This is a genomic window from Caballeronia udeis (assembly GCF_001544555.2).
GTDB classification, from domain to species: Bacteria; Pseudomonadota; Gammaproteobacteria; order Burkholderiales; family Burkholderiaceae; genus Caballeronia; species Caballeronia udeis.
This window is the reverse complement of sequence record NZ_FCOK02000009.1, coordinates 100,256-123,085: the sequence shown is the minus strand read 5'-3', so window position 1 is coordinate 123,085 and position 22,830 is coordinate 100,256. Positions and strand designations below refer to the sequence as shown.

22 protein-coding genes are annotated in these 22,830 nt (G+C 61.4%); 13 read left to right on the top strand and 9 right to left on the bottom strand.

Features of this window, described 5'->3' with window-relative positions:
- Positions 1 to 43: 43 nt before the first annotated feature.
- Positions 44 to 1,030 carry a sulfonate ABC transporter substrate-binding protein gene (locus AWB69_RS09410; protein ID WP_062084628.1) on the bottom strand — a complete coding sequence of 329 codons (987 nt, stop codon included), beginning with the start codon at positions 1,028 to 1,030 and terminating at the stop codon, positions 44 to 46.
- 174 nt (positions 1,031 to 1,204) lie between these two features.
- Positions 1,205 to 1,489: a hypothetical protein gene (locus AWB69_RS47550; protein ID WP_156528786.1), complete on the bottom strand. Its 285-nt coding sequence runs from the start codon at positions 1,487 to 1,489 to the stop codon at positions 1,205 to 1,207.
- 314 nt (positions 1,490 to 1,803) lie between these two features.
- Between AWB69_RS47550 and AWB69_RS09405 the strand changes: the two genes are divergently transcribed.
- Both AWB69_RS09405 and AWB69_RS09400 read left to right on the top strand, forming a co-directional pair.
- Positions 1,804 to 2,199 (top strand): hypothetical protein, encoded by a 396-nt coding sequence (locus tag AWB69_RS09405; RefSeq protein ID WP_062084627.1) that lies wholly within the window; start codon positions 1,804 to 1,806, stop codon positions 2,197 to 2,199.
- A gap of 62 nt (positions 2,200 to 2,261) precedes the next feature.
- On the top strand, positions 2,262 to 2,714 hold the full coding sequence (locus AWB69_RS09400) for an NUDIX domain-containing protein (RefSeq protein ID WP_062084626.1): 453 nt from the start codon (positions 2,262 to 2,264) through the stop codon (positions 2,712 to 2,714).
- A 61-nt stretch (positions 2,715 to 2,775) separates the two neighbouring features.
- Here the strand turns inward: AWB69_RS09400 and AWB69_RS09395 are convergent, their stop codons facing one another.
- The gene (locus tag AWB69_RS09395) at positions 2,776 to 3,693 is read right to left on the bottom strand and encodes a transporter substrate-binding domain-containing protein (protein ID WP_062084685.1); all 918 of its coding nucleotides are present in this window, start codon (positions 3,691 to 3,693) and stop codon (positions 2,776 to 2,778) included.
- Positions 3,694 to 3,778: 85 nt separating this feature from the next.
- Positions 3,779 to 5,488 (bottom strand): glutamine--tRNA ligase/YqeY domain fusion protein, encoded by a 1,710-nt coding sequence (locus AWB69_RS09390; RefSeq protein ID WP_062084625.1) that lies wholly within the window; start codon positions 5,486 to 5,488, stop codon positions 3,779 to 3,781.
- 337 nt (positions 5,489 to 5,825) lie between these two features.
- On the opposite strand from AWB69_RS09390, the gene AWB69_RS09385 reads away from it, so the two are divergent.
- The 11 genes from AWB69_RS09385 (at position 5,826) to AWB69_RS09330 (ending at position 16,378) form a co-directional block, all read left to right on the top strand.
- Positions 5,826 to 6,044: an ornithine acetyltransferase gene (locus AWB69_RS09385; protein ID WP_082913328.1), complete on the top strand. Its 219-nt coding sequence runs from the start codon at positions 5,826 to 5,828 to the stop codon at positions 6,042 to 6,044.
- A gap of 216 nt (positions 6,045 to 6,260) precedes the next feature.
- Positions 6,261 to 8,885, top strand: a complete 2,625-nt coding sequence (gene alaS / locus AWB69_RS09380) for an alanine--tRNA ligase (protein ID WP_062084624.1) — start codon at positions 6,261 to 6,263, stop codon at positions 8,883 to 8,885.
- Positions 8,886 to 9,163: 278 nt separating this feature from the next.
- A complete protein-coding gene (locus tag AWB69_RS09370; protein ID WP_407923028.1) occupies positions 9,164 to 9,361 on the top strand; it encodes a hypothetical protein in 198 nt (65 codons plus the stop codon).
- Positions 9,362 to 9,480: 119 nt separating this feature from the next.
- Positions 9,481 to 10,515: a threonine aldolase family protein gene (locus AWB69_RS09365; RefSeq protein ID WP_062084621.1), complete on the top strand. Its 1,035-nt coding sequence runs from the start codon at positions 9,481 to 9,483 to the stop codon at positions 10,513 to 10,515.
- A 28-nt stretch (positions 10,516 to 10,543) separates the two neighbouring features.
- A complete protein-coding gene (locus AWB69_RS09360) occupies positions 10,544 to 11,074 on the top strand; it encodes an NUDIX domain-containing protein (RefSeq protein WP_062084620.1) in 531 nt (176 codons plus the stop codon).
- A gap of 110 nt (positions 11,075 to 11,184) precedes the next feature.
- On the top strand, positions 11,185 to 12,339 hold the full coding sequence (locus tag AWB69_RS09355) for an iron-containing alcohol dehydrogenase (RefSeq protein WP_062084619.1): 1,155 nt from the start codon (positions 11,185 to 11,187) through the stop codon (positions 12,337 to 12,339).
- Positions 12,340 to 12,342: 3 nt separating this feature from the next.
- Positions 12,343 to 12,789 (top strand): acyl-CoA thioesterase, encoded by a 447-nt coding sequence (locus AWB69_RS09350; RefSeq protein WP_062084618.1) that lies wholly within the window; start codon positions 12,343 to 12,345, stop codon positions 12,787 to 12,789.
- 80 nt (positions 12,790 to 12,869) lie between these two features.
- Entirely contained in the window at positions 12,870 to 13,754 is an 885-nt protein-coding gene (locus AWB69_RS09345; protein WP_062084683.1) for a branched-chain amino acid ABC transporter permease, read from the top strand.
- Entirely contained in the window at positions 13,741 to 14,934 is a 1,194-nt protein-coding gene (locus tag AWB69_RS09340; protein ID WP_231937042.1) for a branched-chain amino acid ABC transporter permease, read from the top strand. Before AWB69_RS09345 ends, AWB69_RS09340 begins: the two co-directional genes overlap by 14 nt.
- Entirely contained in the window at positions 14,931 to 15,671 is a 741-nt protein-coding gene (locus AWB69_RS09335; protein WP_062084616.1) for an ABC transporter ATP-binding protein, read from the top strand. Before AWB69_RS09340 ends, AWB69_RS09335 begins: the two co-directional genes overlap by 4 nt.
- Positions 15,668 to 16,378, top strand: a complete 711-nt coding sequence (locus AWB69_RS09330; protein ID WP_062084615.1) for an ABC transporter ATP-binding protein — start codon at positions 15,668 to 15,670, stop codon at positions 16,376 to 16,378. The genes AWB69_RS09335 and AWB69_RS09330 overlap by 4 nt, the downstream gene beginning before the upstream one ends.
- Before the next feature lies 1 nt (position 16,379).
- On the opposite strand, the gene iolB is transcribed toward AWB69_RS09330, so the two are convergent.
- The 5 genes from iolB to AWB69_RS09305 are packed head-to-tail and all read right to left on the bottom strand — an operon-like array spanning position 16,380 to position 22,820.
- Positions 16,380 to 17,189, bottom strand: coding sequence for a 5-deoxy-glucuronate isomerase (gene iolB / locus AWB69_RS09325; RefSeq protein WP_062084614.1), 810 nt, complete (start codon positions 17,187 to 17,189; stop codon positions 16,380 to 16,382).
- Positions 17,186 to 18,091: a myo-inosose-2 dehydratase gene (gene iolE, locus AWB69_RS09320; protein WP_062084613.1), complete on the bottom strand. Its 906-nt coding sequence runs from the start codon at positions 18,089 to 18,091 to the stop codon at positions 17,186 to 17,188. The genes iolB and iolE overlap by 4 nt, the downstream gene beginning before the upstream one ends.
- Before the next feature lie 3 nt (positions 18,092 to 18,094).
- A complete protein-coding gene (gene iolD / locus AWB69_RS09315; protein WP_231937041.1) occupies positions 18,095 to 19,957 on the bottom strand; it encodes a 3D-(3,5/4)-trihydroxycyclohexane-1,2-dione acylhydrolase (decyclizing) in 1,863 nt (620 codons plus the stop codon).
- Positions 19,954 to 21,948, bottom strand: a complete 1,995-nt coding sequence (locus AWB69_RS09310; RefSeq protein ID WP_062084611.1) for a bifunctional 5-dehydro-2-deoxygluconokinase/5-dehydro-2-deoxyphosphogluconate aldolase — start codon at positions 21,946 to 21,948, stop codon at positions 19,954 to 19,956. Before AWB69_RS09310 ends, iolD begins: the two co-directional genes overlap by 4 nt.
- Positions 21,949 to 22,001: 53 nt before the next feature.
- Entirely contained in the window at positions 22,002 to 22,820 is an 819-nt protein-coding gene (locus AWB69_RS09305) for an ATP-binding cassette domain-containing protein (RefSeq protein ID WP_062084610.1), read from the bottom strand.
- Positions 22,821 to 22,830: the final 10 nt, after the last annotated feature.

Genomic DNA, 22,830 nt, shown 5'->3' with positions numbered 1-22,830 from the left:
GTGTGCCTGACCGAACCCGACATCTCTCGAATAGACGTTCCGCCTACCGCGCTGTCAGCGCGTCCTGGTCCCGCCACACGTTGTCCTTCACCGTCACCGCCTTCGGAATCAGCTTCGCGCGATAGAACATATCGGCAACGTTCTGCTGGGTCGTGACAATCTTCTCGTCGATCGGTATAGCGCCATACGGCACGCGGCGTACCCAGGTTTCCACCAGCCCCGCATCAAGCCCGATTTTCGGCGCGAGCAAAGCCGCCGTGTCTGCGGGGTGCTGCATGACCCATGCGCCGGTTGTGCGCAACTGCTCGATCACGGCACGTACCGCCTGCGGATTTTGCGTGGCGAAACTGCGCGTGGCCTCGTAGAAACTGAATGGCTTCGGCAAGCCCGCGTAGTTCGCAAGCGTGCGCACGCTCAACGCCTTCTGTGCGGCGGCGTAATACGGGTCCCAGACGATCCATGCATCGACATCGCCGTTTTCGAAGGCCGCACGGGCGTCGGCGGGCGCGAGATAAACCGGCTGGATATCGTCGAGTTTCAAGCCTGCTTTCTGCAGCACCGCAAGCAGCAGGAAGTTCGAACTTGAGCCCTTTTGCAACGCGATGCGCCGGCCTTTTAGCTCGGCCGGCGTGTGAATCGGCGAATCGGCTTTGACGAACAGTGCCTCGTTGGTTTCGCCGCCCGGCTCGGCGCCGACATAAACGAAGTTTACGCCCGCAGCCTGCGCAAAAATGGGCGGCGGTGCGCCCGTATAGCCGAAATCGATATTGCTTGTATTGAGTGCTTCGAGTAATTGCGGCCCGGCGGGAAACTCATACCAACTGACGGTATAGCCGAGCGGTTTGAGCTTTTGTTCGAGCGAACCCTGGGCCTTGAGCACGGCAAGCAGGCCGGCCTTCTGAAAACCGATCCGCAATTGCTTTGCGGGCGCGGTCGCCGGATCTTGCGCCAACGCAGACAGCGGCAACAACATGAATGCGGCAGCAACCCATGACACTAATGAAGACAACGACAAGCCCGGTTTTTTCATGGCGATTTCCGTGGGAGAAGAGATATCGCTGACCATAACGGCGATGGGTTTGCGCGTCGAATAAGCGATGCTTCGAAGCTAATGACGGAATACGCGAAACGGACATGCGAAAGCGTTCGACGATAAAAAAGGGCAGCCGAAGCTGCCCTTGATTCACGACGGGTTGCAACCAGTCTATGGTGCGAGTTGCCGGCATAACAACACCAATGTGAGCAACGCGGCAATCCAGCATGCACCACCGATAGCAGTCATGACGCGCGGCCAGATTGACGGCTGCGTTGGGTCCTGCACGTGGGGGATATAAGAACGTCCTGAGCGCTCCGAGCGTTCAGGACGTCTGGCCAGCATCCTGTCCATGGCTATCAAGCCTTTGGGCGTCGCCATTGCGCACGCGATAATCGCGACCCACAGCCACTGGTACAGCGTAGGTGTCCCGGCAGTAGCGAGAAGGGTGTCCATGATCGGTTTTGAAGCGGAGTCGACAAGTTTCTGATATTAGTTTTCCGTCGCCAATGGTTCTATCGGACATTTCTGAGATAACCCTGGATGGCACTGAAAATCACGTTATGGGCTCATTTGGCGGACATTGGACGCTTGCAAAGTCGTGATGTCCTCATGCTATCCTCGACGCCAAATGATGGTTATTGATCAGCGGGCTCCGACTGTTCCTGACACGTGACGCTAGCAATTGCCGCGAATAATGGTGTAACGCGAATGCTGCTGATACCGCCAAAATCCAATTCAATATCAATACCAACGAGGGAGAGTGTTTCATGTCATACCCGTCTCGCGCGCTCAAGCGCGTCTCCGTGCAACTGATAGCAAGCTGTATTGTGCTTGCCAGCGGCGCGGCACACGCTGCTAACCTCGGGTTTCTCAACAACACGCCGATCACGTACATGAAGCAGCGCGACTTGCAGGCGCTCAACACTGCGGCGCATTCGACGCTCGACACCAAGCAAGACGGCGAGTCGCTCGACTGGAACAACGAAGGCGCGGGCAATCCGGTCGCCATCAACGGCACGATCACACCGTCGGATACGAAGAAGGACGGCGACCGCACGTGCCGCAAGCTCACCATGGTGGCTTATGCCAAGGGTCAGACGCAGAGCTGGGCACCGACCGTCTGCAAGACGGACGGCGCTAAATGGGCATTGTTGAAACAGTGACCTGTTTGAAGCAGCCGGAGGTTGCCCGTCACGCGGTATCGCGAATCCGGAGGGCCGGTTAAATGGCCGACCGGACGGTTTCGTGCGGCGTCGTGATCCTTAACACGCAAGGGGACGTGTTGCTATGCCACGCGACCGAGACGTCGCACTGGGATATCCCGAAAGGTCAGGGTGAGGCGGACGAACAACCCGTGGAAGCGGCGTTGAGAGAGCTCGTGGAAGAGACGGGGATCGTGCTGAACGCGGAGCGTCTGAAGGATCTGGGACGGTTTGTTTATCGCCGCGACAAGGATCTGCATCTGTTCGCGGTACGCGTGACCGACGACGAAGTGAAGCTTGAAGAATGCGTCTGCGAATCGTATTTTCCGCGTCGCCGCGACGGCACGATGATCCCCGAAATGGACGCGTACCGATGGGTCACGCCGGTCGACATCGATCAGTACGCAAGCCGCAGCCTCGCGCGGCTGTTCCAGACCACGCTGTCGCTGACTGAGTTGCACCAGACGCTCGCCTGAGCTGGAAGGCTTGCGGCGAGCGCCTTCGCTCGCCGTTGATCAGCGCCGGCCGCTCTACGCTCTAGTCATCGGAGGCCTGGTCGTTCGGATTGGCGAACAACGCCTTCATTTCTGGCGAAAGGGGAAAACGCAAGTTGATGTTGTCGGGTGGAATGGGCTGCGTGAACCACCGGTTGTAGAGCTGTTCAGCTTCGCCTGAGCGCTCCATGCCGGCAATCACGTCGTCGGCCAATTTCTTGAAGACCGGGTCGCCCTTGCGCATCATGCATGCGTAGGATTCGTGCGCGAGCGGGTCACCGGTGACCATGTACTCGTCTTGAGCCGGACCTTCCTGGGCTATCTTTCCGTACAGCAACGGATCATCCATCACGAACGCCACGGCACGGCCGCTCTTTAGCGCATCGAAACCTTCTGCATGGTCTTTCGCGCTGATGATTCGCAGATTGAGTTTCCGGCTCAGCGACAGTTCCCGCAGTAGCTGTTCGTCGGACGTGCCGGCTGTTGTCGACACTGTCTTGCCAGCGAGATCGGCGTAGTTGCGGATGCCGGATTTGCGCTTCACCACCATCCGGATGCCATAGGCGAAGAAGCTGTTCGAGAACGCGACCAGTTGTTCCCGGTCGCGAACATGAGCGGTCGACCCGCACTCGAGATCGATCTGGTGATTCACCGCATACGACATTCGATTCGCCGGTGTGACTACTACCGTGCTCACGGCGAGCCGCGGGGTTTGCAAGCGGAGCCGGACCTCGTCGATAATCCTGAGCGCAATGGCCTGCGAATAGCCGATGGACCGCCTGTTCGCGTCGAGATAGGAGAAGGGGACCGACGACTCGCGCACGCCGAGGACGATGGTGTCGTTCTCGGCGATCTTGCGCAACGTGGGCGAGGACAGGTCGCGTGTGCCCGCGAAAGCCGTTTGCGCCGCAATTAGCAGCGCAAACGTGCACGACCTGCGCAACACCCATGACGCGTGCAATGCGCGGATGAACGACCTTGGCAAGGTGCGTTGCAAAGCATCCCCCACAACAGGTGCGAGCGTCCGGCGGGACGCGCCTATGGCTTTAAGCCGGCTTGGTCCAGCTATCGCGCAGGCTGACGATGCGATTGAACACCGGCTTGCCGGGTTTCGAATCGACACGGTCGGCGACGAAATAACCGTGGCGTTCGAACTGGTAGCGATCTTCGGCGTTGGCCTGGCGCGCGCCCGGTTCGAGATAAGCACGCACGATGCGCTTCGAGTCCGGATTCAGTGCGTCAAGAAATTCCGCGCCGCCCGCGCCGGGTTGCGGTTCTTTGAAGAGACGGTCGTAGAGCCGTACCTCGGCTTCATACGCGCCTTGTGCGCTGACCCAGTGAATGGTGCCTTTGACCTTGTAGCCGTTTGCGCCTTCCGTGCCGGATTTGCTGTCGGGGAAATAGGTGCAATGCACAGCGGTGATATTGCCGTGCTCGTCCTTGTCCGCGCCCGTGCATTCCACCACGAAGCCATACTTCAGCCGCACCTTGTTGCCCGGGAACAAACGGAAATAGCCTTTCTTCGGGACTTCCTGGAAGTCTTCGCGCTCGATCCACAACTCCCGCGAAAACGGAAATTCGCGGGTGCCACGCTCGGGATGATGCGGATGGACCGGTGCGTTGCACGTTTCGCTCGTGCCTTCCGGATAGTTGTCGATGATCAGTTTCAGCGGGTCCAGCACCGCGATTGCCCGCGGCGCCTTTTCGTCTAGGTCGTCGCGCAATGCGCCTTCCAGCACGCTCATGTCGATCCAGGAATCCACCTTCGTCACCGCCACGCGGTCACACATGAGGCGGATGCTTTCCGGCGTGAAACCCCGGCGTCGAACGCCCACAATAGTCGGCATGCGCGGGTCGTCCCAGCCGTCGACATGATTTTCCGTCACCAGTTGCAGCAGCTTGCGTTTGCTCGTGATGGCGTAGGTCAGGTTCAGGCGCGAGAACTCGATTTGCTGCGGCAGCGGGCGGGTGAACTTGCCGTCGTCGGCGAGTTGATTCAGGAACCAGTCGTACAGCGGACGGTGATCTTCAAACTCGAGCGTGCACAGCGAATGCGTGATGTTCTCGAGCGCGTCCGATACACAGTGTGTGTAGTCGTACATGGGATAGATGCACCACGTGTCGCCGGTCCGGTAATGATGCGCGAAACGAATCCGGTAGATGACGGGGTCGCGCAGGTTGAAATTCGGTGACGCCATGTCGATCTTCGCGCGCAGCACGTGCTCGCCTTCCTTGAACTCGCCCGCTTTCATGCGGCGGAACAAGTCCAGGTTCTCTTCCGGCGTACGGTCGCGGAACGGTGAATTCTTGCCGGGCTCCTGGGCCGAGCCGCGAGTGAGGCGCATTTCTTCGGCCGACTGGCTGTCGACATAAGCCTGGCCGCGTTCGATCAGCAGCTCGGCGAATTCGTAGAGCTTGTCGTAGTAATCGCTTGCGAAGTACAGGTGTTCGGTGCCGTCCTTGTTCCAGTCGAAGCCGAGCCACTTGACGGCGTCGATGATGGAATCGACATATTCGACGCTTTCCTTTTCCGGGTTCGTGTCGTCGAAACGAAGGTGACAGACGCCGTCGTAATCACGCGCGATGCCGAAATTGACGCAAATGCTCTTCGCATGGCCAATGTGCAGATAGCCGTTCGGCTCGGGCGGAAAACGTGTTTCGACCCGCTGCGACCATTTGTCGTTGCGATTGTCTTCGTCAATGATATTGCGAATGAAATTGTTTACCGCCGGAGCGTCGTTGCGATCGGTGTTCATGCGAGAAAGAGAGAGCGGACGAGGGCGCTAGCGTTGAAGACTTGCAGCTTGCGTTCGGTAAGACTTATCTGGTCTTTCGATTCTACCTTAGCGTGAGGGTCAGGACAGCGCAGGCCGGGATTTTGCCGCGATGTGCGGCGTAGCTGCGACATCGGGGCGCCTGCGCGGTTGTAACGAGGCCGGGCCGTTTCCTATACCGGATGTATCCAGCGTAACGGGACGTAAATCGAATTGTCGCCAATGATGGGAGGATTTTAAGATAGCCTCGCGTTCCGAAATAATGAAATTGTAAGGTTGGAATGTGAGCGGTATCGACGATAAAAAGGACAGTCTCATCATGAACAAGATCACGCGGGTTTCTTTTCAGGTTGCACGGGTTGCGGCAATTGGCGTGTTTATCGCTTCGCTGTCGGCATGTGCGATGAACCGTACGCAGGCGCACGCGGGTATTGGCGCGGCCGCCGGCGGGGCTTTGGGTTACGTGCTGACCGGCGGTCCGCTCGGGACGGTGGCGGGTGCGGCGGCGGGCGGATTGATCGGGGCAGGGGTGCGGTAAGCGGGGGGCTATTACCGCGGCGGCAGAAGGGATTGTGGGGAGCGGGAGTTGTGGGCGGTGTCGGCGCCAGCAAAATCCCTCTTCAAACCCCGTATAATCGACAATCCCATTTTGGCACCCGGCATTCGGCCCTCGCGCGCGATCAGCGACTAAAGACAAAAGTCAGACGCTCCGCCCCAAGCGCCGCCGCCGTACAAAACAGCAGACCCGCACGCCATGAAAGCCGCCGACATCCGCGAGAAATTCCTCAAGTTCTTTGAATCGAAGGGCCACACGATCGTGCGCTCGTCCAGCCTTGTGCCCGGCAACGATCCCACGCTGCTCTTCGTGAACTCGGGCATGGTCCAGTTCAAGGACGTCTTCCTGGGAACCGAGAGCCGGCCGTATTCGCGCGCCACGACCTCGCAACGCAGCGTCCGCGCGGGCGGCAAGCACAACGACCTCGAAAACGTCGGCTACACGGCCCGCCATCACACGTTCTTCGAAATGCTGGGCAACTTCTCGTTCGGCGACTATTTCAAGCGCGATGCCATCCACTATTGCTGGGAACTGCTGACCAAGGTCTACGGCCTGCCGCCCGAAAAACTCACCGTTACGGTCTACCAGGAAGACGACGAAGCGTTCGCCATCTGGGAAAACGAAATCGGCGTACCGAAAGAGCGGATCATCCGCATTGGCGACAACAAGGGTGCGCGCTACGCATCGGATAACTTCTGGACCATGGGCGACACCGGCCCGTGCGGCCCATGCTCGGAAGTGTTCTACGACCACGGCCCGGAAGTGTGGGGCGGCCCGCCGGGATCCCCGGAAGAGGATGGCGACCGCTTCATCGAGATCTGGAATCTCGTGTTCATGCAGTTCAACCGCGACGTCCAGGGCAACATGACGAAGCTGCCCAAGCAGAGCGTGGACACCGGCATGGGCCTCGAACGCCTCGCCGCCGTGCTCCAGCATGTGCACAGCAACTACGAGATCGACCTGTTCCAGGCGTTGATCAAGGCCGCAGCCCGTGAAACGGACACGCAAGACCTCACCAACAACTCGCTGAAGGTGATTGCGGACCATATCCGCGCGTGCTCGTTCCTGATTGTCGACGGCGTGATTCCCGGCAACGAGGGCCGCGGTTATGTGCTGCGCCGGATCGTGCGCCGCGCGATTCGCCACGGCTACAAACTCGGCCGCAAGGGCGCGTTTTTCCATAAGCTCGTGGCTGATCTGGTCGAGGAAATGGGCACGGCATACCCGGAACTCAAGGACGCGCAAACGCGCGTCACGGACGTTCTGCGGCAGGAAGAAGAACGTTTCTTCGAAACCATCGACCACGGTATGTCGATGCTCGAAACCGCGCTCGCCGAACTCGATGCAAAGGGGTCGAAGCAACTGGACGGCGAACTCGCGTTCAAGCTGCACGACACGTTCGGCTTCCCGCTGGATCTGACCGCGGACGTTTGCCGCGAGCGCGGCATCACGGTGGACGAAGCCGCGTTCGACGAAGCCATGGCACGTCAACGCGAACAGGCGCGTTCAGCGGGCAAGTTCAAGTCGGCGCAAGGTCTGGACTACGCCGGCGCCAAAACCACCTTCCACGGCTATGAAGACGAAATCTTCGACGACGCCAAAGTGGTTGCGCTCTACGTTGACGGTGCGCAGGTGAAAGAGGCGCACGTGGGCCAGCAGGCCGTCGTCGTGCTCGATCACACGCCGTTCTACGCCGAATCGGGTGGTCAGGCGGGCGATCAGGGCGTGCTCGCGAACGCAGCGGTGCGCTTCGCGGTCGTCGATACCCTCAAGGTCCAGTCCGACGTCGTTGGCCATCACGGCACGGTCGAGCAGGGCACGCTGAAAGTGGGTGACGTAGTGAAGGCGGAAATCGATACGGTTCGCCGTCTTCGCACCGCCCGCAATCACTCGGCCACGCACCTGATGCACAAGGCGCTGCGCGAAGTGCTCGGCAGCCACGTGCAGCAAAAGGGTTCGCTCGTCGATCCGGACAAGACGCGCTTTGACTTCGCGCACAACACGCCCATGACCGACGAGCAGATTCGCCGCGTGGAAGAAATCGTCAACGCCGAAGTGCTGGCGAATGCACCGGGCATCGTGCGTGTCATGCCGTACGACGAAGCCGTGAAGGGCGGCGCAATGGCGCTGTTCGGCGAGAAGTACGGCGACGAAGTGCGCGTGCTCGACCTCGGTTTTTCGCGCGAACTTTGCGGCGGTACGCACGTGCAGCGCACGGGCGATATCGGGATGTTCAAGATCGTGATGGAAGGTGGCGTGGCGGCAGGGATTCGGCGCGTGGAAGCGATCACCGGCGACAACGCCGTGCGTTTCGTGCAGGAACTGGACGCGCGAATCAACGCCGCGTCGGCGGCACTGAAGGCACAACCGTCGGAGCTCACGCAGCGCATCACGCAAGTCCAGGATCACGTGAAGGCGCTGGAGAAGGAACTGGGTGCGCTGAAGTCGAAGCTTGCTTCCAGCCAGGGCGACGAACTCGTGTCGCAGGCGGTCGAGATCGGTGGCGTGTTTGTGTTGGCCGCGCAATTGCCGGGTGCGGACGGCAAGACGCTGCGCGAAACTGTCGATAAATTGAAGGACAAGCTGAAGAACGCAGCCGTTGTTCTGGCAGCCGTCGATGGCAACAAGGTCAGCCTGATTGCGGGTGTGACGGAGGAAGCATCGAAGAAGGTGAAAGCTGGTGATCTGGTGAACTTCGTTGCGCAGCAAGTCGGCGGCAAGGGCGGTGGACGGCCCGACATGGCGCAGGCGGGCGGTACCGAGCCGGAGAACCTGGCGGCGGCTCTGGCCGGCGTCAATGACTGGGTGAAGGGCAAGCTTTAAGCAGTCAGCTTTTCAAAGCCTCAGGCGCTTCAGCCGTTTAAAAATGCCCGTTCTGTCGCAACGACAGAACGGGCTTTTTTTCGTGCGCGAAAGACGTGGTTTCCATGCGGCCTCGACGTGCGAATATTGCCGCAAACATCCATGAAAATCGCAAGCAAATTGACAGGTATGGGGCTTGCCCTTCCTTGTTCAGCGCAGGCAAGAGGCCTTGCGCGTCGACTACAAAAGGAATCTGTCTCATGAATCGAAAACTCGTCACACTCGTCGCCGCTTCCTCGATGTTTTTCGCCACGGGTGCCGTCTATGCCAAAGGATGTCTGGAAGGTGCGGCAGTAGGCGGCGTGGCGGGCCACATGGCAGGCAAGCATGGAGCGGTGGGCGCAGCCGGCGGTTGCGCGATCGGTCATCACGAAGCGAACAAGAAGGACAAGAAAGCGCAGCAGGCTGCGCAAGGCAATCAACCCGCCGGAAAATAACCCGGTAAAAGCCGCCAGCGGGCAGACGTGAATGGGGTGGCCACGGCGGTGCCCGCGCGCTTGCGCGCGACCCGCTAAAATAACGGCCACGCCCACTATCGCCCTGGCCCCCTGACCGCATGCAACATTTTGCCTCCGACAACTACGCCGGCATCTGCCCCGAAGCGCTCGCCGCGCTGATCGAAGCCAACAACAGCGGCCACGAGCCAGCCTACGGCGACGATTCCTGGACCCAGGGCGTGTGCGACCGCATCCGCGACCTGTTCCAGACCGACTGCGAAGTCTTCTTCGTCTTCAACGGCACGGCGGCCAATTCGCTGGCGCTCGCGTCACTCTGCCAGTCGTACCACTCGGTGATCTGCCACGAACTTGCACACATCGAAACCGATGAATGCGGCGGCCCCGAATTTTTCTCCGGCGGCTCGAAGTTGCTGACGGCGCCGGGTATCGACGGGAAGCTCACGCCGGACGCTATCGAAGCCATCGTGACGCGCCGCGCCGACATTCACTATCCGAAGCCCAAGGTCGTCACGCTCACGCAATCCACCGAAGTGGGCACGGTCTACAGCGTGGAAGAAATTCGCGCCATCGCGGCGATCGCGAAGCGCCGCCATCTGAAGGTGCATATGGACGGGGCGCGGTTTGCGAACGCGGTCGCTTCGCTGAACGTGCATCCGTCGGAGATCACGTGGCGTGCGGGCGTCGACGTGCTGTGTTTCGGCGGCACGAAGAACGGCCTGCCCGTTGGCGAGGCGGTGATTTTCTTCGATAAGGCGCTGGCCGTCGACTTTGCGTATCGGCTGAAACAGGCGGGGCAGCTGGCGTCGAAGATGCGTTTTATCTCGGCGCCGTGGCTCGGTTTGCTCAATAACGATGTCTGGCTGCGCAACGCGCGCCATGCAAACGGCATGGCGCAATTGATGGCCGAGCGGCTGGAAGGCATAGAAGGCGTGAAGGTGATGTTCAGGCCGCAGGGGAACGCGGTGTTCGCCGAGCTGCCGCCGGCTGTCGCGCAGGCGCTGCGCAACAAGGGCTGGAAGTTTTATCAGTTCATCGGCTCGGGTGGCTGCCGGCTGATGTGTGCGTGGGACACGCTGCCGGAAACGGTGGAACAGTTCGCCGGCGAGGTGCGCGTACTGTGCGCCGCCCACTGACCTTTTTTAGATCCCCTGACCCCAGACCATGATCGAATACCATTTCTGTCCACGCGATGCCAACAAGCTCGTCGACCGCGCCGATCCAAGCCACGAAGGCGGACGTGTGCGACTCGCGTGTCCGGACCCGGAATGCGGTTTCGTGCACTGGAATAACCCGCTGCCGGTGGTTGCGGCGATCGTGGAGTACGAGGGCAAGATCCTGCTCGCGCGCAATGCCGCATGGCCCGAGGGCATGTTCGCGCTGATCACGGGTTTTCTCGAGAACGGCGAGACGCCCGAAGAGGGCATCGCTCGCGAAGTGCTGGAGGAAACGTCGCTGGTAGCGCAATCGGTGGAACTGGTCGGCGTGTATGAATTCATGCGCAAGAACGAGCTGATCATTGCGTATCACGTGAAGGCGAACGGGACCATCAACCTGTCGCCGGAACTGCTTGAATATCGTCTGGTCGAGCCCGCGAAGCTCAGGCCCTGGCGCGCCGGAACCGGCCATGCCGTGGCGGAGTGGATGCGCCGCCGCGGTCTGACCGTGGAATATGTGGACCGGCCGGGGCAGTAAAACGCGTAACGCCCGCACGATACATGGCGTCCGCGCGGATTGACGGACTCCCGTGCGACTCCTAACATGCCAGACGCCTCACTTAACTGCGTCAACCGCGGACACTCGTCATGGCCTTCATTTTCTACGTCACCCACATCCACCTCGGTTACGACGCACTCGCCGTGCTCGACAGCGAATGCACGCGCGTCGGCATCAGGCGGCCACTGATCATCACGGACAAAGGCGTGCTGGCCGCGGGGCTCGTGTCGCAGACCGTCCAGGCGCTGGACCTGGATGCGGGCGCTGTTCCCATCTTCGATGACACCCCGTCGAACCCGACCGAAGCCATGGTGATGAAAGCCGCCGCGCTCTACAAAAGCGAAGGCTGCGATGGCCTCATCGCCGTGGGCGGCGGATCGTCCATTGATCTGGCGAAGGGTGTCGCGATCATGGCGACCCATCCGGGGACGTTGACGGAGTACGCGACCATCGAAGGCGGCAGCAACAAGATCACCGCTGAGGCCGCACCGCTGATCGCCGTGCCGACCACCTCGGGCACCGGCAGCGAAGTGGCGCGCGGGGCGATCATCATTCTCGACGACGGCCGCAAGCTCGGCTTTCACTCATGGCACATCCTGCCCAAGTCAGCAGTCTGCGATCCGTCCCTGACGCTGGGCTTGCCGCCCATGCTCACCGCTGCAACCGGCATGGACGCGATCGCGCATTGCATCGAAACATTTCTGGCACCGGCATTCAATCCGCCTGCCGACGGCATCGCGCTGGATGGGCTCGAGCGCGCGTGGGCGTCCATCGAACGGGCGACGCATGACGGTCAGGATCGCGATGCGCGCCTGAACATGATGAGCGCGTCCATGCAGGGGGCCATGGCGTTCCAGAAGGGTCTGGGCTGCGTGCATTCGCTGTCGCATCCGCTGGGCGGTCTGGTCGTGCACGGCCGCACCGGACTGCATCACGGCACGCTGAACGCGGTGGTTTTGCCCGCCGTGCTGCGCTTCAACGAAAGCGCGCCGAGCGTGGTAGCCGACAAGCGTTTCGCACGGATGCGCCGCGTGATGAATCTCGCCGCCGATGCCGACATCGCTCGAGCTGTCCATGACATGACCGAGCGCCTTGGCCTGCCAACGCGTCTGTCGCAAATGGGTGTCGAGCAGGGCATGTTCGACAAGGTGATCAAGGGCGCGCTTGCCGATCATTGCCACAAGACCAATCCGCGCGAAGTGAGTGCGGAGGATTATCGGCGGATGCTGCAGGAGTCGTTCTGATCCATGAGCCGCCCTGTACCCACGACGCGCGCGGATTATCCGCATTTTCTGTCGATCAATACGCGCTGGTCCGATAACGATCTCTACGGCCACGTGAACAACGTGGTGTATTACAGCTACTTCGATACGGTCGTGAACGAGTATCTGATCCGGCACGGCGCGCTCGACCTTGAAGCTGGCAAGACGATCGGGCTCGTGGTGGAAACGCATTGCAGCTACTTCGCTTCGCTCGCGTTTCCCGATCGCATCGATGCCGGCCTGCGCGTGACGCGACTCGGGTCCACAAGCGTGCGTTACGAAGTGGGCATCTTCAGCGCGGGCTCTGAGCAACCTGCGGCGCAAGGGCATTTCGTGCACGTCTATGTCGATCGCGATACGCGCCGTCCGGTGCCGCTGCCCGACACGCTCGTCGCGGCACTCAAGCCGCTCGTCAGCATGGTCACCGGGTAGGTCCGCGTAACGTGACCTCATTCGTTCAGTGGTTCGCGATCAACCTTCTGAATGGAGTGAGCGTCGGGTTGCTGCTGTTCATGCTGTCGGCGGGACTGACGCTGATCTTCAGCATGATGGGCGTTCTCAACTTCGCGCATGCGAGCTTTTATATGCTCGGCGCCTATGTGGGTTACGCGCTTGCGGCCGTCGGGGGTTTCTGGTTTGCGCTGGTCATTTCGCCTTTGCTCGTTGGCGCGCTCGGCGGTTTGTTCGAGCGGTTTTTATTGCGCCGGATTGAAACCCGCGGCGCGCTCGCGGAGCTTCTGCTGACGTTCGGCGCGGCCTATCTGATCGCTGAAGTCGTGAAGCTGGTCTGGGGTCTTGCGCCTATCAACGCGGTTGTTCCTTCAGGCCTCGATGGTCCGTTGTTCACGCTCTACGGCGCCGCTTTCCCGCGTTATCGCGCATTCATGATGGGTGTATCGCTGGCCATGCTGCTGGCTTTGTATGCCGTGCTGCGGGTCTCGCGAATAGGCCTTGTAGTGAGGGCCGCGCTCACCCATGCCGCGACCGTCGAGACGCTTGGGCACAACGTTCCCCGTGTGTTTACGCTGGTGTTCGCGACAGGCACCGCGCTCGCTGCGCTGGCGGGCGTGATCGGCGCGCCGCTGTTCGTGATCGAACCTTCTATGGCCGAGAACATCGGCCCCATCGTGTTCGTTGTCGTGGTCGTCGGTGGCCTCGGGTCGGTGGGCGGAGCGCTGGTGGCGTCGCTTCTGATCGGATGCGTGCAGACGTTTGCAGTCGGGACTACGTTGTCGCTTGGGAGCGCCGCCCAGTTTGCCGGCGTTCCGTTGCCGCCCGCCTGGGCTGCATTGAGCGTCGCGCAGATCGCGCCCGTGCTGCCGTATGTGCTGCTGGTCGCGATGCTCGCGCTGCGCCCTCGCGGACTCTTCGGCCAGCGTGGCGATGACGATGCTTGACTCTCTCACCCACTCCCGCACCGCTCTGCGTCAAGCGCTTCCGTGGCTGCTGCTCGTGGCCGGTCTTGCGTTGCCGCCGGTCTTCACCTCGCAGAGCTGGCTGCTCGCCTATCTCGCGCAAACCGCGACCATGATCGTGTTCGCTCTCTCATTCAACTTGCTGCTCGGCGAGACAGGATTGCTGTCGTTCGGGCACGCCGTGTACGCCGGGCTCGGAGCGTTTGCCGCCGCGCAAATCTTCAATCGATACCCCATGCCGCTGCCCCTTTTGCCGTTGATCGGCGGCGTGTCGGCGGCTCTCGCGGCGATCGTATTCGGCTTTTTTTCAACGCGTCGTGCCGGTACGACATTCGCGATGATCACGCTTGGTATCGGCGAACTGGTCGCGGCGGGTGTGTGGCTTGTGCCGGGATGGTTCGGCGGCGAGGGCGGTGTTCCTATCGATCGGGCGAGCGGCCCTGTCCTCTTCGGCTTGAACTTCGGGCCTTCGATTCAGGCCTATGCCCTGATCGCCGGATGGTGCGTGCTGGCGTGTATCGCGATGTTCGTGTTCTCGCGCACGCCGTTCGTGCGGGTGGCGAATGCGGTGCGCGATAACCCCGTGCGTGCGGCGGCTATCGGCTTCGATCCGCGCCGCGTGCGCTTTGTGATGGTGATCGTCGCGGCGTTTTTCGCGGGTGTGGCCGGCGGGCTGGGGCTGATCAATGTGGAGCTGGCATCGGCGGAAGGGGTAGGCCTCGCGCGTTCGGGAAGCGTGCTGATCGCAGCGGTGATCGGTGGGACTGCGGAATTCTTTGGGCCGGTGCTGGGCGCCGTGGTGCTGACGTTTTTCAGCCTGGCGGTGGGGAGTGTATCGGTGGCGTGGGTGGCCTATCTTGGGCTGTTTTTTGTGTGGGTTGTGGTGGTGGCGCCCAAGGGCATGGTGGGCTTTATTGCTGCACGATCACGTGAGGGTTACGTAGTTACCGCGTTTGCGTTGTGCGCCGCCGGCGCTTGGATGCTGGCGATCGTCATCGCTATGGAACTCGCTTACGCGCTGCAATTCGATAGTCATGGCGACGGCCTTGCGCACATCGCGGGTTTCCTTCTCGATGGCCGGCATGCCGCTCCCTGGTGCTTCGCGTTCTTCAGCGCTGTGATTGCGGTTCTATTCACACGACAAGCCCGGAGCGCACCATGAACACCGCGCTCGAACTGAAGGAGATCACGAAGCGTTTCGGTGCGACGCAGATTCTTCGCGGTGTCGATCTGAGCATTCGTGAAGGCGAGCGTCATGCGTTGATCGGTCCCAACGGCGCCGGCAAGTCCACTCTGTTCGACCTGATTGCGGGACGCACGCAACCCACGAGTGGCCGCATCGCGTTGAACGGCGTCGACGTCACCGGGATGCCGGCTCATCGGTTGGGGCGCAAGGGCCTCGCGCGCAGCTTCCAGACCACAAGCGTGTTCACGGGTCTCACCGTCCGCGACAACGTCCGTTGCGCGGCGCTTGGCTCTCGCGTAGCCACCTGGAAGGATCGATGGTTCCGTTCGAGCGTGATCGACGAGGAGGCGCATCGGGTCATAACGGCTATCGGTCTTGCCGATCACAGCGATGCACTCGCCACCAGCCTCAGCTATGCCGAGTTGCGCGCGCTTGATCTGGGCCTCGCGCTGGCCACGGGTGCGTCCGTGCTGTTGCTCGATGAACCCACCGCCGGCATGAATCGCGCGGAAGCCGTGCGTGCACTCGCGTTAATTCGCGAGACGACGCAGGGCAAGACCTTGTTGATCGTGGAGCACGATACGGAAGCGGTGTTTGCGCTCGCCGATCGCATTTCGGTGCTTGTGCAAGGCCGCGTGATTGCGACGGGAACGCCCGCTGAAATTGCAGCGAACCCATCGGTTCGCACGGCCTATCTCGGCGAAATGCCATGACCAGGTTGCTTGAAATCGATGGCCTGAACGCTGGATACGGCGCAAGTCATGTACTGCACGGCGTGAGCCTGCGCATAGGCGAGGGCGAGATCGTGGCCCTGGCGGGACGCAACGGCTCGGGACGCTCGACGCTCGCCAAAGCGCTGATGGGGCTGGTACACGCGCAAGGGGTAGCAAACTTTCGCGGGGTATCGATGATCGGAAAACGGCCTCACGTTATCGCGCGGATGGGCCTGGGCTACGTGCCTGAACAGCGTGATGTCTTCCCTACGTTAAGCGTGCGCGAGAACCTGCAGCTTGGCATCAAGCGGGGCGGATCGCGGTTCAGCAGTTTCACCATCAACGACGCCGAGCAACTTTTCCCCGTGTTGCAGGAACGTGCGGCCGTGAAGGCGGGGATGTTGTCAGGAGGCGAGCAGCAAATGCTCGCGCTTGCCCGGACGTTGATGGGCGATCCGTCGTTCGTGATCGTCGATGAACCGACGGAAGGGCTCGCGCCACAGGTCGTGGAGCAAGTCTCTTCATGCCTGAAGAACCTGCGGGACCGTGGCGTGGCGATTCTCCTGATCGAACAACGCATGAGCATTGCGCGTGATCTGGCCACGCGGGTCGCCGTGATGGGTCACGGCAAAATCGTCTTCGACGACACGCCCGCCGCCCTTGCTGCGAACGAGCGTGTGATCAACGAATGGCTCTCTGTAGGTTAGCTTACGAAGCCTTGCTATCCCTCTCCACGATCCACTCGTGCTTCGGATCGTTCTTGAAGTGCCAGGTTCGCTTGTCGCCGGCCATCACGTTCAGGTAGTAATTGTCGTAGCCATACGGCACCACGACCGGATGATAACCACGCGGCACCATGACGACGTCATGATCTTCAACGGCCATGGTTTCATCGAGATCGCGTTCGTCAGTGTAGACGCGCTGGAACGCAAACCCCTGCGGCGGATTCAGCCGATGATAATAAGTCTCTTCAAGTGAACTCTCCACCGGCACATTGTCCTTGTCGTGCTTGTGCGGAGGGTAGCTCGACGCATGGCCGCCGGGGGTCTTGACTTCGACCACGAGCAGGCCTTCGGCGGGTTCGGTTTGCGGAAGAATATCGCACACGTATCGCGTATTCGCGCCTTTGCCGCGGGTCGAGCGTTTCATCTGCGACGGCTCGATCAACCGCGCCGGGTACTTGCCCGTAGCGGGCGCACTCGCCACACCGACTTCCGCATCGCGGTCGGCGCGAATAGTCGCGGCGAGCTTGGGCGGGAGATAAACGGCGTAGGGCGCAGTGTCTTCGAACACGCTGTCGCGCGTGCCGAGTTTCTCCCATTTATGATCTCCGGCTTCTATGCTCACCGTTCCGGACAACACCACAATGCAGACCTCGCGCTGTGCTTCATGCACATGCACGATGTCCCCGGTTTCCAGTCGGTAAGCAGCGAAGCCCACGTGTTTCCATAGCGCCGTTTCCGGCGTGACGCGCGCGATAGTCTGGCCTTCGCGCGATGCCTTGACGAGCAGGCTCATGCTGCCTCCTGAAGGTTTTGGTCTACGAGCGCACGCAGCGTCTTGTAGCCTTTTTCGGCGTACGCATAGCTGGTGGCAATGACCGGATCCTGCTCCGCTTCAACCACGAGCCAGCCGCGATAACCGTGCTGCTTCAACCGGGCGATGATCGATGGAAAGTCTACCGTGCCGTCGCCTGGAACGGTGAACGCGCCGTTGATCACTGCTTCCAGGAAACTCCAGTTCCGGTTCCGGGCAAGCTTGGTGATTTCTGGCCGTACATCCTTGCAATGCACATGGCAAACGCGCGCGATGTGCTTGTTGAGAACCGTGAGCGGATCGCCGCCGGCGAACGTAATGTGTCCGGCATCGAAGAGCAGGCCCACGGCTTCGTTCGTGAGGCTCATCAGTCGGTCGACATCCGCAGGCGTCTCCACATACGCGCCCATGTGATGGTGATACGCCACCCGGACGCCGCGCGAGAGCGTGTATTCAGCGAAGGTGTTCAGGCGCGTCGCGTATTCGTTCCAGCGGTCATCGGAGAAAAAGCGCGGGCGCTGGTACAGCGGTCGCGGCGAGCCCTGGATCGAGTCCGATACTTCGCCGTACACCATGACCGTCGCACCGTTCTTCGCCAGCAGGTCGAGATGCGGACCCACGGCCGCGATTTCGTCCTCGGCGCTGCGTTCGGCCAGCCTCCCGGAATACCAGCCCGAGACGAGTGCGAGGTCGTATCCGGCAAGCAAGGTTTTCAGCGCTTGCGGCTCGCGCGGGAATTTGTTGCCGAGTTCAAACCCTTCATAGCCAATCTGCTTGCCTTCGGTCAGCGCCACGCTCAGCGGTGTCTCGCCGCCGAGAGAGGGCAGATCGTCGTTCATCCATGACAGCGGGTTGATGCCGATTCGTACATCGAACGTGCTCATCGCTTATTCCTTCGTGCGCTTCGAACGCGCCGTGATTTCATGTTCATAGTTTGCGCGCGCCGAGCGCACCGCTTCGCGCGACGACACTTCCGGCACCGCGACTTCCCACCACCAGCCGCCTTCTTCAGTAGGACGTGCCGGATCGGTGTCGATGCTGATCAGATACGAGCGGGTGGACGCGCGTGCGCGTTGCATCGCGGCTTCGAGTTCGTCGATATTAGCCACGTGTTCAGCGCTCGCGCCGAGCGAGCGCGCATGCATCGCGAAGTCGATAGCGGGTGCGCCTTCAGGACCCTGGCGGCAATCGTCGATCAGGTTGTTGAACGGAGCGCCGCCGCATGCTTGCTGCAGGCGGTTGATACAACCGTATCCGCGGTTGTCGAGCAGCACCACGATCAGTTTGGCCCCAAGCATGACGGACGTCGCCAGCTCGCTGTTCATCATCAGATAGCTGCCGTCGCCGACTATCACGATCACTTCGCTTGCCGGCCGTGCGAGTTTCGCACCAAGTCCGCCCGCGATTTCATAACCCATGCACGAGTAACCGTATTCGACGTGGTAACCGCCGGGGGTGCTCGTTCGCCACAGCTTTTGCAGATCGGCCGGCAGGGTGCCGGCAGCGCATACCACCACGTCATGCGAGGCTGACTGCGCGCTCGAGCGCTGCACAGCACCGATCACATCGGCTTCGCGCGGCAACGTGTCGTCGTCTTGCGATGCGTTCGTCACCTGGTCGACGGTGGCGCGCCAGCTATCCGCGAGTTCATGCGCGCGTGCGGTCCACGGTGGCGACGCGCGCCAGTCGTCGAGCGCCGCGCTCAATGCGTCGAGGGCAAGACGCGCATCCGCCTCTACCGATAAAGCGCCTTGTTTCAAGGCATCGAATGCATTTGCATTGATACCAACCAGCTTGGCCTGCGCGAACAGCGTGTTCGATCCGGTCGTGAAATCCTGCAGCCGCGTACCGACCGCGAGCACGCAATCCGCCTCGTGTGCGAGCTCGTTGGCAGCGTCCGATCCCGTCACCCCAATACCGCCAAGATTCAGCGGATGGTCCCACGCGAGCGCACTTTTACCCGCTTGCGTTTCGGCAACGGGGATGCCGTGACGCTCGGCGAAAGAGCGCAGCGCGTCGGTCGCGAGGCCGTAAAGCACGCCACCGCCTGACACGAGCAAGGGCTTTTTAGCGGCGCGCAATGCAGCGGCGGCGTTCGCGATTTCCTCATCGATGGGCGAGGGCGTATGGAACGACACCACGCGCGGCTCGAAGAACGACGCGGGGTAGTCGTAGGCCATCGCCTGCACGTCTTGCGGCAGCGCGAGCGTCACCGGTCCGCACAATGCGGCGTCCGTCAGCACGCGCATGGCGCGCGGCAGCGCAGTCAGCAATTGCGCCGGATGCACGATACGGTCGAAGTAACGCGAGACGGGTTTCAACGCGTCGTTCGCGGAAATGCCGCCATCGGCGAAATCTTCCACTTGCTGCAAGACCGGATCGGGCGCGCGTGACACGAACACATCGCCGGGCAGCAGCAACACCGGCAGCCGGTTCACGTGCGCGAGCGCGGCGGCCGTCACCAGGTTGGTCGCACCCGGACCAATGGACGTGGTCACCGCCATCATGCGGCGTCGAAAGTGCGCCTTCGCATACGCAATCGCCGCGTGCGCCATTGCTTGCTCGTTATGCGCGCGATAGGTCGGCAGCGTCTCGCGATGTGCGTACAATGCCTCGCCGATTCCTGCCACGTTGCCATGCCCGAAGATGGCGAAGACGCCGCCGAACAGCGGTTCGCCGTCCGGGGTTTGCTGGGCGGCGAGATAGCGGACCAGCGCCTGCGCGGTGGTCAAACGAAGCGTGCTGTTCATGCTGCCTGCTCCTGCGTGAGCGCTTGCGTGGTGTTTTTTGCCCGTGCTTCGCGCCATGCATCGATCAATGTTTCAAAGGTCCGTCGAACCCGCGCGATAAGCTCCGCGTCGTCGATGGAACCCGCCAGCCACGCGTGACTCGGCTCGTGAAAGATCGTCCTGCCGACGGTAAATCCGCGACACGTCTTCGACAACGCCGCCGGCTTGAAGCCCTCGCACAGTTGATCGACGGCTGCGGACAAGCCCAACAGCACGACGCCGCGGCACGTCGGATCACGCTCGGCGATCAGTGCATCGATCGCTTGCCACTGCGTCGCGCTCATGGGTTCGAGCTTCCACCACTCGGGATAGATGCCAAGGTTGTAGAGGCGTTTCAGCGAACGCAAAGCAGTGTCTTCCTCGATGGGCGGGCCGTTCTTCGGCACAATGACTTCGAGCAATAACTCGTGTCCGCTCACCTGGACCGCGTCGTACAGTGCGCGAATCTGCGCTTCCTGTTCCAGACGAAGATTGTGCGGATGATCGGGATGATAGTGGACCAGGCACTTCGCGACATGCTCGCGCGGCCACTCGATCAGCGTCGTGCCGATCGACCGGCCATGATCGAAGACCAGCGGCATGGAGCCAGGCAATTCCACGGGGCGGCCGATCCACCAGCCACGACCCGTCGCCGCGTTCAACGCGTCCTGACCATAGCGGTCGTCGATCAGCACGCCAATGCGCCCTTCCAGGCCGCGTTCTTTTTCGGTCTGCGCTACGGCTTCCACGAACAAGGCTTTGAGCGCGGCGATGCGCGATTCATCCGCGCCGGTTTGCTGCGCGAGATCGAAGAACTGGTTGCGGTGATCGAAGGCGAAACCGAGCACTTCGTCCCACGTTTTACGAGCGGGCGTTACACGATGCAGGCGCGCGAGCGTTGCATCGCGATCGGGCCTGCGCATGCGGACCGGGTCGGCGTTTGCGGCATCGAGGAAGTAGCTGAGCTCGGCGGGCGTGGGCATGGCGGGGGCGCAACCGTGACGCGATACGACCAGCCCGCCGCATGCATTCGCCGTGCGCGCGCAGACTTCCAGCGGTTGGTCTCTCAGCCATCCGGCGAGGAACCCGGACGCGAAGGCGTCACCCGCGCCGAGGACGTTCAGCACTTCCACTTCCACGCCGCGATGAACCGGCGCATCGTCGATGGAAGCCGGCACGGCGCCGTCGACGATCGAGCAACCCATCGGGCCGCGCTTGACCACCAGCATGGCGGCTGTTACGGCGCGCACGGCCACGAGCGCATCGATCAAATTATCCTTGCCGCCCGCAATCCGAAACTCTTCTTCCGTGCCGATCACGAGATCCATCAACGGCAAGATTCTTTGCAGATGTGCGGTCACACCCTCGTTTGCGATGAATCGTGTCTCGCCATCGGCTTTGCCGGTGAGCCCCCAAAGTACCGGCCGGTAATCAATATCGAGCACCGTGCGGACCTGGTTGCGCCGGGCGTATTCGAGCGCGCGGCGGCTCGCGCGGTTGACCTGGTCGGTGGAGAAGTGCGTGCCCGTAATCAGCAGCGCTTTCGATGAAGCGATGAACGCCTCGTCGAAGTCGTTTTCATCGACGGCCATATCCGCGCAGTCATCGCGATAGAACACGAGCGGGAACGTATCGCGGTCTTCTATGCCAAGGAGCACCAACCCGGTGAGACGATCATGGTCAATACGCACGTGGCTCGTATCACAGCCTTCGCGCTCCAGCGTCTCGGTGAGAAAGCGGCCCATGTGGTCGTTGCCCACGCGTGAGAGCATCGCGGATTTGAGGCCGAGCCGCGCGCACCCGAATGCAATATTCGCGGACGATCCACCGAGATATTTCGCGAAGCTCGACACGTCTTCGAGCCGTGCGCCGACTTGCTGCGCGTAGAGATCGACCGCGAGCCGCCCGAGGCAGATGATGTCGCGGGTTCGCCCAGTTGCGAAGCGCGATCCGGTTGATGATTGCAATGCCATGTTCAATCCTGTTCTGTAGATGACGACAAACGAGCGCGGCCGTACGTACCTGCCTAAGCCGGCTCGCCTTCCAGTTCGTTCATCATTTGCTGCATCTCGGCGCCGCCCGCCATCATGTCGAGCACTTCGTTCTTGGTGATGGTGTCCTTCGTGAACGTGCCCATCGATTTGCCGCGATTGAGCAACGTGAACGAATCGCCGATGGGATACGCGTGATGCACGTTGTGCGTGATGAAGATCACGGAGATGCCTTTGGCGCGCGCCGTGTGAATCAGCTTCAGCACATTGAAACTCTGCTTCACGCCGAGCGCGGCGGTAGGTTCATCGAGGATCAGCACGCGCGCACCGAAGTGAATCGCCCGCGCAATGGCGAGACATTGCTTCTCGCCACCGGACATCGTGCCAATAGGCTGGTGCGGGTCGCGCACATTGATGCCCATTTCGGAGAGCCGCGCACGCGATGTTTCGGCGGCGAGGTCCAGGTCCATCACGTTGATAAAGCCGAAGCGCTTTTTCTGCGGCTCGCGTCCCATGAAAAAATTACGCGCCACCGACAGCAGCGGCACCAGCGCGAGATCCTGATAGACCGTTGCAATGCCCAGATCGAGCGCTTCTTTCGGCGAGCCGAAGTGGACCGGTTTGCCATCGACGAGATACTCGCCGGCGGAGGGCGTATGCACTCCGGCAAGCGTCTTGATCAGGGTGGATTTACCGGCGCCGTTGTCGCCGAGCAGGCAGTGCACTTCGCCGCGTTTCAGGCGCAGCGTGACGCCGTTCAGCGCAATCACCTTGCCGAAGAACTTGCTGACGTTTTCCAGTGCGAGGATGGTGTCGGCGGGCGCGGGCGGTGCGCTCTGGATGGGATCGGACATGGTTTGTTCT